The following is a 12,562-nucleotide window of genomic DNA, read 5'->3' on the forward strand; positions in this document are numbered from 1 at the left end:
ATGACATTAGATGTGTGGCAACATATTCGCCAAGAAGCCAAAGAACTTGCCGAAAACGAACCTATGCTTGCCAGTTTTTTTCATTCTACGATTTTAAAACATCAAAATCTGGGCGGTGCACTAAGTTATTTATTGGCTAACAAATTGGCTAATCCTATTATGCCAGCTATTTCTCTCCGTGAAATTATTGAAGAAGCCTATCAAGCTAATCCGTCGATCATTGATTGCGCAGCTTGCGATATTCAAGCTGTCCGCCACCGAGATCCAGCTGTGGAGTTATGGTCCACCCCATTGCTTTATTTAAAAGGTTTCCATGCGATTCAAAGTTATCGAATCACTCATTATTTATGGAATCAAAATCGTAAATCCCTTGCTCTTTATTTACAAAACCAAATTTCAGTAGCTTTCGATGTCGATATTCACCCTGCGGCGAAAATTGGCCACGGCATCATGTTCGACCATGCAACAGGTATTGTTGTAGGGGAAACATCTATAATTGAAAATGATGTATCAATTTTGCAAGGCGTAACACTTGGCGGTACAGGAAAAGAATCAGGCGATCGTCATCCTAAAGTACGCGAGGGTGTCATGATTGGGGCGGGGGCAAAAATTCTCGGCAATATTGAAGTGGGTAAATACGCCAAAATTGGGGCAAATTCTGTTGTGCTTCACCCAGTGCCAGAATATGCCACAGCAGCAGGTGTACCGGCTCGCATTGTGAGTCAAGATAAAGCGGCAAAACCTGCTTTCGATATGAACCAATATTTTATTGGCATTGATGATGGAATGAATTTAAACATATAAGGAGACACCATGATCAACAAAGATACCCAACTCTGCATGTCTTTATCTGGTCGTCCAGGTAATTTCGGTACTACCTTTCACAATTATTTGTACGACAAGCTAGGCTTGAATTTCATTTATAAAGCCTTCACCACGCAAGATATTGAGCACGCCATCAAAGGCGTGCGCGCATTAGGCATCCGTGGTTGTGCAGTTTCAATGCCATTCAAAGAAGCTTGTATGCCATTTTTAGATGAAATTCATCCGTCAGCACAAGCAATTGAATCCGTAAACACCATCGTGAACGATAATGGCTTTTTGCGTGCATATAACACTGATTACATTGCCATCGTAAAATTAATTGAAAAATATCACTTAAATAAAAATGCTAAAGTCATTGTTCATGGCAGTGGTGGTATGGCAAAAGCCGTCGTGGCTGCCTTTAAAAACTCAGGTTTTGAGAAGTTAAAAATTTACGCACGCAACGTAAAAACAGGTCAATATCTCGCCGCACTTTACGGCTATGAATACATTGATTCTTTAGAAAACCAACAGGCAGACATTTTGGTTAATGTTACGCCAATCGGCATGAAAGGTGGCCAGGAAGAGATGGATTTAGCCTTTCCAAAAGCGCTCATTGATAATGCTAGTGTCGCGTTTGATGTAGTGGCTATTCCTGCTGAAACGCCCTTTATTCGTTATGCTCAAGCACAAGAGAAACAAACGATTTCTGGAGCGGAGGTAATAGTTCTTCAGGCTGTAGAACAATTTGAACTTTATACACATCAACGCCCAAGTGATGAATTAATAGAAGAAGCCGCGGCGTTTGCTCGAACAAAATCTTAACATCAAAAGTGCGGTGATTTTTCACCGCACTTCTAATCTTTAATAAAACCAAATTCTCCGCTTTCATCCATTTTTAAAATTGACGCGTAATTTTTTCGCCAATCCCCTAACACAATTCGCGTAAATCCTTCTTGTTGATGAATCGCCTCACGGTGTGTATGCCCATGAATTAATAAATTCACACCAAATTCTTGTACTTTTTCTTTCGTGAAGGCTTGATTTACATCCATAATTTCCTGTGTTTTAGCTTGTTTATCTTGATTACTCTTTGCCCGAATTTTCTCCGCAATTTTCACCCGCACTTTTAATGGCAAGCACAAAAACAAACGCTGCAGCCATTTTTGATGAACTCTGCGGCGAAATTGTTGGTAAGCCTCATCATCAATGCAAAGCGTATCGCCATGACAAAGTAAGATTTTTTTATCATAAAGTGCGATTAATTGATAATCAGGTAAAAGCTGAACTCCCGTTTCTTTTGAAAAACCTTCGCCAATTAAGAAATCACGGTTGCCGTGCTGAAAATAACATTGCACGCCTTGATCGCTTACAGATTTAATTAAATCTTTAACTTGTTGAATCAATGTAGATTGTTCGTCATCACCAATCCAAAAATCAAAAAGATCACCTAAAATGTAAAGGCGTTCAGCCTGTGGGGCGAGATTCTGCATAAAATCAACAAAAAGTGCGGTCAATTCAGGCCGATTTTCGCTTAGATGCAAATCAGAAATAAAATAGCTATGTTTCATAAAAATTCCACGATTTTTGTTTAGATTAGCACATATTGATATTGAATTTGCTATACTTTAACGAAATTTTGTATAGGACATCCTCATGTTAAAACTACTTCGAATTTTCCTCGTATTAATCTGCTGTATTCTAATTTGTGTACTGGGTACAATTTATTCTTTTATCCGCTTTAAAAATCCAAGCAACGTAGGCATTGTTGCACGTTGGTTTGGGCGTTTATATCCACTTTTTGGCTTAAAAGTAGAACATCGTATTCCTCAAAATCAAGAGCAGATTGGACGCGCGATTTATATCGGTAATCACCAAAATAATTATGATATGGTGACAATCTCTTATATGGTGCAACCTCGCACAGTAAGTGTGGGTAAAAAAAGTTTAATTTGGATCCCCTTCTTCGGCATTCTGTATTGGGTAACGGGCAATATTTTCTTGGATAGAGAAAACCGCACAAAAGCACACAGTACAATGTCGCAACTCGCACGACGAATTAATGAAGATAATTTATCTATTTGGATGTTCCCAGAAGGCACTCGCAGTCGCGGTCGTGGTTTATTACCCTTTAAAACGGGTGCATTCCATGCGGCGATTTCAGCAGGTGTACCGATTATTCCAGTGGTTTGCTCAACCACACATAACAAAATTAATTTAAATCGCTGGGATAATGGCAAAGTGATTTGCGAAATAATGGATCCAATCGATGTTTCAGGCTATACCAAAGACAGTGTTCGAGATCTTGCTGCTTATTGTCACGATCTAATGGAAAAACGCATTGCCGAACTTGATGAAGAGATAGCAAAAGGAAACTAAAATGCTACGCCTTTCCCGCCGTCAATTATTAAAAACAGCTGCGATTTCTACCGCACTTTCCACAGTGCCCGCACCATTGTTAGCAGCAAGCCGTGAAAAATTAGTTGTACCGCCACTAATTGAAGTTCGCCGCGGTCGCCCAATTGTATTAACAATGCAGGAAATGAATTATCCCCTAGATGGCTCACACAATGTGACAGTATGGGGATTCAACGGTAATTATCTTGGCCCAACCATTAAAATCAAATCAGGTAGCTTTGCCAAACTTAATTATCATAACAATTTGCCACAATCCATTGCCTTGTCTATTCAAGGCTTACAAGCATCGGGTGAACTGTTTGGTGGGGCGGCTAGAATACTAAAAAAAGGCGAGTCTTGGGCGCCCATCGTGCCTATTGAACAACCCGCAGCAAGCTGTTGGTATCGTTCCGCGACATTAGCCAACTCAGCCTATCAAACCTATCGTGGCTTAGCTGGAATGTGGTTAATTGAAGATGACCAAAGCCTAAAAGCGAATCTTCCCAATAAATACGGCGTAGATGACATTCCATTGATTTTACAAGATATGGAATTTAATAATGATGGTCTCCAATTATTCAAACAAAATCAACCGCACTTTGTAGGCAATCGCTTACTAGTAAATGGTATTGAAGCACCATATTTAGATGTCGCACACGGCTGGATTCGTTTACGTTTGCTCAATGCCTCATTAGCGCGTGCTTATGATTTACGCTTGGATAATGATCAAGAAATGCTGCTTATTGCACAAGATTTAGGTTTCTTACCCAAAGCGAAATCAGTCAAATCTTTGGTTCTATCGCCAGGCGAACGCGCAGAAATACTCGTTAATATGAATGAAATTGACAACGTATCGCTTATTAACGGAAGTAAACGTAGCTTGTACGAAAAAATGAAAAATATGTTGTTCTCAGGCGATGAACTGGCAGATAACACAGTACTTGAATTACGTGCTCAAGGACAACTATCCGCATTTAACAAACAACCAAACCTCACTTTCGAAACGGATGCTCCAGCAATGTTACAACAAACCGTTGCACAAACTCGAGAATTTAATATTGATGTCACAAACGGTTTAATTAACCAAAGACGTTTTGACCCACGCAAAGTTGATGTAATAGCCCGAAAAGGAACAATTGAACGCTGGATTTTAAATGCAAGTTTACCTGTTGGATTTACTATTCAAGGTGCCAAATTTGTGGTGGAAAGCCAAGGAGAACATCAATTCCAAGCTGAAGAATTAGCTTGGAAAGATACAGTTTGGGTAAAAAACAAAACTCAAATTTTAGTGAAATTTGATCAAGCATCTTCTGGCAACTACCCATTCTTATTTGGGGTATCGAATTTAATGCTAGAAGATATGGGATGCATTGGCGTACTGGTGGTACAATAGTTCTAACTATCCTAAAAACACCATGAATTTTAATCATTCATACTTTATTTAAAGAGGAAAATCGTAATGAAAAAATCATTAACATTAGCTGTATTTTCTTTATGCGCAGCATCATCTGTATTTGCCGCGTCCGATGTTCCACAAGAACTGCAACCAACACTTTACCTTTCAACCTATGATATGTCTGGGAAAACCCCAACTGATTTAGGTAAAAAAGATATTTCTCGCTCAGCTAAAGCACACCAACTTTGTTGGGTAGCTAATGGTAATTTTGCGAAACAAATTACTGTTACCGAGGTATTTAAATCGCCTGAAAAAACAACCTTTGCTGTATCAGAAAATCCAAATGCCGTTAAAGTTTCTGAAGATAAAAAGACCCACACAATCACAACCACTCGTGATGCATTAAACCAAGGTAAAACGGTAGTAAATTGCTGGAAATTTGATGAAAAGGATCCTAGAGGTCAATATACAATCCAAGTTCAAGTAGGTGAGATTGTTTATGACCCGTTGACATTTAACGTTGTAAAATAAGAATCCACACCTAAATTATTTTTCTATTAAAACAGGCTTATTCTTTGTCTGTCTATAAAAAATCGCACCTTTAACAGTGCGATTTTTTCTTATATTAATTTAGGACATTCTGCCGTTTTCTATACCAATCACTTGATCGCAAATAGCCATGGTGGATTGGCGATGACTCACGAGAATAATCAATTTTTCAGCTTTAACATCGAGTAATGATTTCAAAATCATCGCTTCGTTTAAGCTATCCAAATTACTGGTTGGCTCATCAAGCAAGATGATCGGTGCATTATGCAAGAATGCTCGGGCAATACCGATACGTTGTTTTTCACCATCAGACAGGTTACCGCCCAATTCGGTCATTTTTGTTTGATAACCTTGTGGCAAGCTTAAAATGAAATCATGAATTGAAGCTTTCTTCGCTGCTTCCATAATTTCTTCTAACGTTGCATCACGGCGCGCAAGGCGAATATTTTCTTCAATGGTTTCGTTGAAAATATAGGTTTGCTGAGTAATGTACGCCATATTGTCACGCAAACTGCGGGTGTTGATGTTCGGTAAAGTTTCACCGTTAATTTTAATGCTACCTGATTTTGGATCGTAAAAACGCATCAGCAATTTCAACAAGGTACTTTTACCGCTACCGCTTCTGCCGTGAATACCTAAGATTTCGCCTTTTTTCACAGATAAGCTGACATCCGATAAAATTTGTTCTTCGCCGTAAGAGAAGTTTACGTTCTCGACATCAATGCGAGAAACATCTTTTAAATCGACCGCACTTTCTACATCTTTTAACTCTGGTTCTTCCGCTAACAAACTTAATACACGCTCACCTGAAGCCAAGGTTTGTAATAAGTTGCTTGAAAGGTTACTTAAGGCGATAACGGGACCATAACTCGACATCAATAAAATCACACCGATTAAAAAGGCAGAAAAATCAATTTTATCTAAGCTAAATAAAATTAAGCCGGTAAATAGCATAATGATGTTGAAAACAGATACCGCCACTTCAGTATAAACACGGACTTTCGCTTCTTGGTCTTTAATGCGTTCAAAAGCTGTATCAATTTTTTGGCTACGTTGTTGGATTTCTGCTAAACGTTGTTTCGCATAACCAAAAAGCTGAATTTCTTTCATACCACGCACGCTGTCGAGGAAAAAATCATTCATTTCGCCTACTAATTCACGATAGCGTCTGCCATCTTCACGCGCCAATTTGGTCGTGATAATTGGTAGGATTACACCTACTGTTAAATAAGCGGCTAATGCGACAACTACAAACCAGCCTGAAAGATGCGCAAAAACCAGCAATAAAATCGCAGAGGTAAAGAACGCAATCATAATTGGTGCAATGGTGTGCGCATAGAACACTTCGAGCAATTCGATATCGTTAGTCACCAAAGACACTAATTGCCCTGCTTGTTTATCTTGCAACTTCACAAAAGCTAGGCGACGCAAAGAAGAAAACACTTTGTCACGCAATAATGCCAATAATTTAAAAGCAATATAATGCCCTGACATTTGCTCTAAATAACGCAATGCGCCACGAGCCACCGCCAATACGATAAGTGCGGTCAAAATTCCAGAGAAACTTAAATGGGTGTCAAAGTTTAAAAGATTCACTAACCCCATTGCACCAAGCACCATAATAAAGATGGCAGCCAGGAAACCGAGCGTACCCATCGTGATGGTAAACGCCATAATGTGCGCAAGTGGGGTCACTAATTTCAATAAATGCCCCATTACAACAAAACCATTTTTACGCATTTGCCACCTCTCTAATTTGTTCTAAATCTTTTTGTTGTTGGAACATTTCAGCATACGCACCTTGTTTTGCCATTAAGCTTTCATGAGTGCCTTGCTCAATCAATTTGCCTTGGTCAAGTACGTTAATACAGTCCGCATTTACCGCATTTGCCAAGCGGTGAGAAATCATCACAATGGTTTTTTGTTGTTTAAATTGTTGAATAAACTGCAAAATAATTTCTTCGCTTTCCACATCAATATTACTGGTCGCTTCGTCAAAAATATAAAGCTCCGCATTGTGCAATAAAGCACGTGCTAAGGCTAAACGTTGAATCTGACCGCCCGATAAATTCGCGCCACGGCTTAATAGCTGCATATCTAATCCGCCATTTTCGCGTACAAATTGGGCAAGATTCACTTGTTCTAAACAAGCATAAATTTGCTCGTCTGTGGCATCAATTTTCGCCATCGTCATATTTTCACGCAGTGTACCTTTAAACACGTAGCTACTATGGCTCACCAACGATACTTTTTGATAGAAAGAAGTGCGGTCTATTTCAGCGGCGTTTTGTCCATTAAACAAAATCTCACCTTGTTGCGCTTTATTAAAGCCCATCAACAACGAAACTAAGGTTGATTTACCGCAACCACTTTTACCCACAAACACTGAAAGTTGATTTGGTTGAATCGTTAAAGTTAAACCTTGAATTGCCGGTTTTTCTGCAGAATACGCAAAATGTAGATCTTTAATTTCCACTTGAACGTTATTTTTAGCTTCAAAATCCACCGCACTTTGTTGGGTTTCCACTGGCGTATCAAGTAATGTGAAGATCTTATCTGAAGCCGCTTTACCATTCATCGCCACATGGAAGAAAGAACCAAGCAAACGAAGCGGAATAAAGAACTCGGAGGAAAGTAGAATAAATAAAATCACACCTAACACGCTGAGTTTTGCATCTTGGAATTGCAATAGTGCGGTTAAAATCCCGATTGCTGCGCCACCATAAGCAAGTAAATCCATCAGTGATACCGAGTTAAGCTGCATAGTAAGCACTTTCATGGTAATTTTTCGGAAATGCTCAGCCTCTTTATCCATTGCTTTCGCTTTATAAGCGTCGTCTTGATAGATTTTTAACGTGATTAAACCTTGTAGGTTATCTAAAAAACTGCTGCCTAATCCTACATAAATCGACCAATATTTTGCCAAGAGTTTTTTCGCGATTTTATTTACCGCAATAATCGACATTGGGATAAGCGGCACACAAATCAACAAAATTACGGCAGTTTTAAAACTGAAAAAAATCAGGAAAACAAAGAGGGTAAGCGGTGCAAGCAAGCTATAAAAAAGCTGCGGCAAATAACGCCCAAAGTAGATTTCAAGCTGTTCTACACCTTCTGATGCCACTTGGATAATGCTTGAGGTGGATTGTTGGTTCACTTGGTTAAGTGGCATAGAAGCCAATTTACGATAGATAAGGCTACGCAATTCATGCTTCACTTTTGTACTGGCAAAATAAGACGCTTGCACTGATTTTTTACCCGCAAAAGCACGCAGTGCCAATGCCGCAATTAAAATTACACCTAAACCCACCGCACTTGACATCGTCAACTCTTTAAAATAAGCGGCGTGTAAAATATAAGAAAACACGACGGCACTAATAATCCCGCCAACTAACGCCACCCAATTCCACAACACCGTGACGCCAATCCATTTTTTGCTATCAGCCACCGTGTTAATTAGGCGTTTATCTATCATCATAATGATTGCTCCTAAAATAAAAAGAAGCACGCATAGAATTATGCGTACTTAATGTAGGGTGGGCTTCAGCCCACCAAAATATCTCACGATTGTTTGTTGGTGGGCTGAAGCCCACCCTACAAATTAATTAGAATCTAATTTCTACAGAGGCTGCGAAGTTACGACCTGGTTGATAGAAACGTTCAAGACCATAACCTGTATCCCAGTCTAATGAGTTTGTTGTTGAACGACGGTTTATACCACGTAAGCTATCCCACGTATGATATTTACGGTTAAATAAGTTATATACACCCGCACGTAATGTTACATTTTCTAGCGGTTTATAGTAACCAAATATGTCTGTGATAAAACTCGAACCGTTTAACCAGCGATATGTATTTATTTGACGATGATTTTCCTCTTCACTAGCCTCACACCCCAATTCAGCACACACCCAAGTTCGTGAGCTTGGTCTAACAATCTCACCAATTTGAGCATCCTTTCCTTTTTTGGAACCAGAATAAGTAAAACGTGTAAAAATACCCCAATATTTATCTGGCGATTCATAATCCAAGCCTAAAATTGTTTTAATTGGTTGAATAGAAAGTAAGCTTTCTTTATTTGATAATTTACCCTTGCTATACCCAATCGCACCAAATAACGAAAATCCATTTGGAATTGAATTAACAACAGCATGTAAATTAAGAGTTCCTTTAAATTCTAGTCCAGATATTTTTGCATTATCTAAATTAACCATTTGTTGGTATGGGGTAAGCAAATATTTACAGGCGTCATTAATCCCCCATTCACACTGATCTTCATCATAATAAGGATTCTCAAAACTTTTTAATGTTTCTTGTTCAAATAAGAAATTATGATAACGAGTGTGATGGATTGTAAAATCCAGTTCTCCTACTTCACCTTTACCTTGCAAAGTTAAACTTTGGCTTAAACTACGCTCAGCCTTTAAATTAGGATTTGCTGCCCAGTTACCATAGTTACTTTCAAACGTGAAAAACATTTCTGATGCACTTGGTAAACGATACCCAGAACTGACTAGATAATTTAGCTTCCAATTTTCATTGATTTGGGCATTTAATCCAATTAATCCAGATAAATTATTAAATTTAGCTGTTTCTGGTTTTTTAGGTACAGATTTTGTAGGTGCTCTATAAGGTACATTATAATCTAAAGGAACCATAGTGGTATGATCATAACGAATACCCAAATTAGCTGAATAAGTATCATTAAATGTTACATTATCTAATAATGAAATACCGTATTGCTTTGTATTAACTGGATTTTGAATAGTGTAAATAGAATGCTTATTGGTATCGATGTCCCAATCATCGTTTACATTTTCAAAGTGTCTTTTGCTCATATAAGTTTGCAAAGAAAAACGGTGATCACCTAGCAAATTAATAGGTTGGCTATCAATACGTAGAGAAAAACGTTTATATGTTGCTGGAGTTTGACGATTGTCGATTTTATCGACAGATTTTTTATCTATAGAATCACTAGAAACATAATCACCTTTGTAATTAATAGAACCTAATTTAGTTTTCTGATAATCAACATCTGCACGAATCAATGCTATTGGACCAGAATTAGGCGTATATTGATAATTAGTATTAATAGTATCTATTTTTTGATAATCATCAGTCTCTCTATATGTAAATCCACCAATTTCATAAGATAATTCATCAGTATAACGACTTATTTTTTGGCTAGAAATAGAAAAATTAACACGATTTTCATCATTAAGCTGGTATCCAATTTTTGCTAGATAGCTATTATTCCAATGTTTAGCAGGATCTGGAATTTGTCTATTGCTTCCTTTTAACAGAGAACCACCACCAGCACTTTTCATTTCATGTCCATTGCGATAAGAGTAAAGTAATGCTAAATCTACTTTATCGCCAATATAACCAAACCCTACAGTATGAAACCACTCTCTATTTTTGCTTGCATAGCCATTGCGTAATAACACGCCATAATTCTTATTTGGTAATAGAAGGTCCCCAGCTTCTAATGTACGATAATTTACCCCCCCCCCAAGGTGTCCACTGCCTTGGTTAAAAGAATCGGCTCCACGAACAATATCAATTTCACGAACCAATTCAGAATCAATGGATAAACGAGAGTCATTAAAGTTGCCGTAACGGGCATAAAGTGAATTTTCTTCACTATCAGGTAAATTAATACCATCAATACTAATACCAACGCGGTTACCCTCTACTCCTCGTATAGAGAAACCCTTTAATTTACGACCATTATCACTAATACCAACATCAGTAGTATAACGAACCAAATCTCGAGTATCCCGGATCATCTCTTTTTGAATTGTTTTTTCATTTTTATGAATCACTGCGGATTGTGTTTTACGTGGAGATGATATTTCATCCGTAACCTTAATCTCAGACAATTGCTCCTCAGCCAAAGCATAACTCGTAACAGACATGCCTGCAGTAATCAGCAACAGAGCATAAGGGGTTAATTTATGTTGTTTCATTTATGATTTCCTCAAGTTAATAAACAGGTAGATTATAAAAAATAAATTTATTATTGAACAGATTTTTGAGAATTATTTTTATTTTGTTCTAAATCAAAAGTTCTAAATTTAGAACATAACATCTTCATTCAATCAGCTAAAAAATCATGTAGATGCAAAAATAGAGAGTTTATTAGATCGCTTTACGCCCCTATAAAAATTAGCGAACATTCATTCAACTTGAGCTTTACTGCTTGTTAAAACCCAAAGTGTAGTCAAAGTGATTTTAGTGAAACCAAACTGAATCAAAACGGATCTGGTGGTTAATGGGGGGGGGTAGAATAAAAAATGAGCATTTACTGTTCTGTTTAGATTGACTTTGACACTCATATACTAAACAGGAAATGCTCATTTTTCATTGTGATTTGTCAGATGAGGTCTGATCTTCTACATTTGTAGTTAGATTGGCTTCTTATTTAAAAGATTGATAATTTTATTGGAATATAGATTGTTAATAACTAAGTATAAATCATAATCAATTTTACTAAATACCCACATAACTTGTTTCAGAATTTTCTTTAAATCTTTATTGAAGATGGGATCGTGATGACAAATTCTGTTTCTTATATTCACTCTCAAATTCTTTGTGACTTTTATAATAAATAACATATCCTTATCTTTATTTGAGTTTTCAAAAGAAATTATTCTATAAGCATATAAAAGAGGCATATTGTGAGGCTTACGAGGATTCCAAAAGAAAAATTTCTTCAAAAAACCTTCCCAAAAGTGAAAATGTAAACTAGATATGATTTTTCCATCAGTCGCATTTCTACCTAATTCTTCAACTTTTTCTCTTAATTTAGGATTTTGTCTAAGTATTTGTCTCTGTCTGATACCATAATGATCATACGCATCTATTGATCTGTAAATAGCATTTCTTAATGAAACCTCATATATATTACATAGTTCAAGAAAATAGCCAGCTATTTCAGAATTCCATTCATATAAAGCAACGATGTTGTCATTAATACTTTCTGAAGTTTTATTTTTCACATAGTTTTTGTATGTAGATAATCTTTCCTTACTAAGTGCTTTTTCTAAAATAAGAAATTGCGTTGCTGATAACATATAATCCTACTTATCACTTGACATTTGAATTATTTTACCATAGACTCCACCCCGACGATAGGGAACGTTGGTCACTGATAGCATTATCAAACCCCCCCTACAATATAGAGACAAAGCCACCTAAAAGGTGGCTTTTGTCATTTTTAATTCCTTAAAAGCATCGTTTTCAACTAAATCAATAATGCTACGCAATCCATAAAATCATCATAATGATTGCTACTAAAAAGAAGTATGCAATCAATGTGCACTTTATGTAGGGTGGGCTTCAGCCCACCAAAATATCTCACGATTGTTTGTTGGTGGGCTGAAGCCCACCCTACAACTAACATGAACAATCGAT

10 protein-coding genes are annotated in these 12,562 nt (G+C 37.3%); 5 read left to right on the forward strand and 5 right to left on the reverse strand.

The genetic code is table 11. The annotated features are described in order from the left end of the window. Both cysE and DV434_RS06845 read left to right on the forward strand, forming a co-directional pair. Window positions 1–804, forward strand: coding sequence for a serine O-acetyltransferase (gene cysE, locus DV434_RS06840; protein WP_005646143.1), 804 nt, complete (start codon window positions 1–3; stop codon window positions 802–804). Between the two features lie 9 nt (window positions 805–813). Further along, on the forward strand, window positions 814–1,629 hold the full coding sequence (locus DV434_RS06845) for a shikimate 5-dehydrogenase (RefSeq protein ID WP_118785564.1): 816 nt from the start codon (window positions 814–816) through the stop codon (window positions 1,627–1,629). 32 nt (window positions 1,630–1,661) lie between these two features. Here DV434_RS06845 and lpxH read toward each other — a convergent pair whose 3' ends face one another. Next, entirely contained in the window at window positions 1,662–2,375 is a 714-nt protein-coding gene (lpxH, locus tag DV434_RS06850; RefSeq protein WP_118785565.1) for a UDP-2,3-diacylglucosamine diphosphatase, read from the reverse strand. Between the two features lie 85 nt (window positions 2,376–2,460). Here lpxH and DV434_RS06855 point away from each other — a divergent pair, with 85 nt between their 5' ends. The 3 genes from DV434_RS06855 to DV434_RS06865 all read left to right on the forward strand — a co-directional run bounded on the left by DV434_RS06855 (window position 2,461) and on the right by DV434_RS06865 (window position 5,128). After that, entirely contained in the window at window positions 2,461–3,183 is a 723-nt protein-coding gene (locus tag DV434_RS06855) for a 1-acylglycerol-3-phosphate O-acyltransferase (RefSeq protein ID WP_118785566.1), read from the forward strand. A 1-nt stretch (window position 3,184) separates the two neighbouring features. Then, complete coding sequence (locus tag DV434_RS06860; protein WP_118785567.1) at window positions 3,185–4,594, forward strand: multicopper oxidase domain-containing protein; 1,410 nt, start codon at window positions 3,185–3,187, stop codon at window positions 4,592–4,594. A gap of 66 nt (window positions 4,595–4,660) precedes the next feature. After that, a complete protein-coding gene (locus tag DV434_RS06865; RefSeq protein ID WP_118785568.1) occupies window positions 4,661–5,128 on the forward strand; it encodes a hypothetical protein in 468 nt (155 codons plus the stop codon). Window positions 5,129–5,227: 99 nt separating this feature from the next. On the opposite strand, the gene cydC is transcribed toward DV434_RS06865, so the two are convergent. The 4 genes from cydC to DV434_RS06890 form a co-directional block, all read right to left on the reverse strand. Next, on the reverse strand, window positions 5,228–6,886 hold the full coding sequence (gene cydC / locus DV434_RS06870) for a thiol reductant ABC exporter subunit CydC (protein ID WP_118811558.1): 1,659 nt from the start codon (window positions 6,884–6,886) through the stop codon (window positions 5,228–5,230). Beyond that, entirely contained in the window at window positions 6,879–8,624 is a 1,746-nt protein-coding gene (locus DV434_RS06875) for an ABC transporter ATP-binding protein/permease (RefSeq protein ID WP_118811559.1), read from the reverse strand. The genes cydC and DV434_RS06875 overlap by 8 nt, the downstream gene beginning before the upstream one ends. Window positions 8,625–8,751: 127 nt before the next feature. After that, complete coding sequence (locus tag DV434_RS06885; RefSeq protein ID WP_118796231.1) at window positions 8,752–11,115, reverse strand: TonB-dependent hemoglobin/transferrin/lactoferrin family receptor; 2,364 nt, start codon at window positions 11,113–11,115, stop codon at window positions 8,752–8,754. 438 nt (window positions 11,116–11,553) lie between these two features. Further along, on the reverse strand, window positions 11,554–12,222 hold the full coding sequence (locus DV434_RS06890; protein WP_118811560.1) for an Abi family protein: 669 nt from the start codon (window positions 12,220–12,222) through the stop codon (window positions 11,554–11,556). Window positions 12,223–12,562 lie beyond the last annotated feature (340 nt).

It is taken from the genome of Haemophilus haemolyticus, assembly GCF_003493685.1.
Lineage (GTDB): Bacteria > Pseudomonadota > Gammaproteobacteria > Enterobacterales > Pasteurellaceae > Haemophilus > Haemophilus haemolyticus_O.

Bases quoted from the DNA above. Each gene is read 5' to 3' on its own strand.
- DV434_RS06845 (WP_118785564.1), top strand. From the start codon at position 814: ATGATCAACAAAGATACCCAACTCTGCATGTCTTTATCTGGTCGTCCA.
- cysE (WP_005646143.1), top strand. From the start codon at position 1: ATGACATTAGATGTGTGGCAACATATTCGCCAAGAAGCCAAAGAACTT.
- cydC (WP_118811558.1), bottom strand. From the start codon at position 6,886: ATGCGTAAAAATGGTTTTGTTGTAATGGGGCATTTATTGAAATTAGTG.
- DV434_RS06890 (WP_118811560.1), bottom strand. From the start codon at position 12,222: ATGTTATCAGCAACGCAATTTCTTATTTTAGAAAAAGCACTTAGTAAG.
- DV434_RS06885 (WP_118796231.1), bottom strand. From the start codon at position 11,115: ATGAAACAACATAAATTAACCCCTTATGCTCTGTTGCTGATTACTGCA.
- DV434_RS06855 (WP_118785566.1), top strand. From the start codon at position 2,461: ATGTTAAAACTACTTCGAATTTTCCTCGTATTAATCTGCTGTATTCTA.
- DV434_RS06875 (WP_118811559.1), bottom strand. From the start codon at position 8,624: ATGATGATAGATAAACGCCTAATTAACACGGTGGCTGATAGCAAAAAA.
- lpxH (WP_118785565.1), bottom strand. From the start codon at position 2,375: ATGAAACATAGCTATTTTATTTCTGATTTGCATCTAAGCGAAAATCGG.
- DV434_RS06860 (WP_118785567.1), top strand. From the start codon at position 3,185: ATGCTACGCCTTTCCCGCCGTCAATTATTAAAAACAGCTGCGATTTCT.
- DV434_RS06865 (WP_118785568.1), top strand. From the start codon at position 4,661: ATGAAAAAATCATTAACATTAGCTGTATTTTCTTTATGCGCAGCATCA.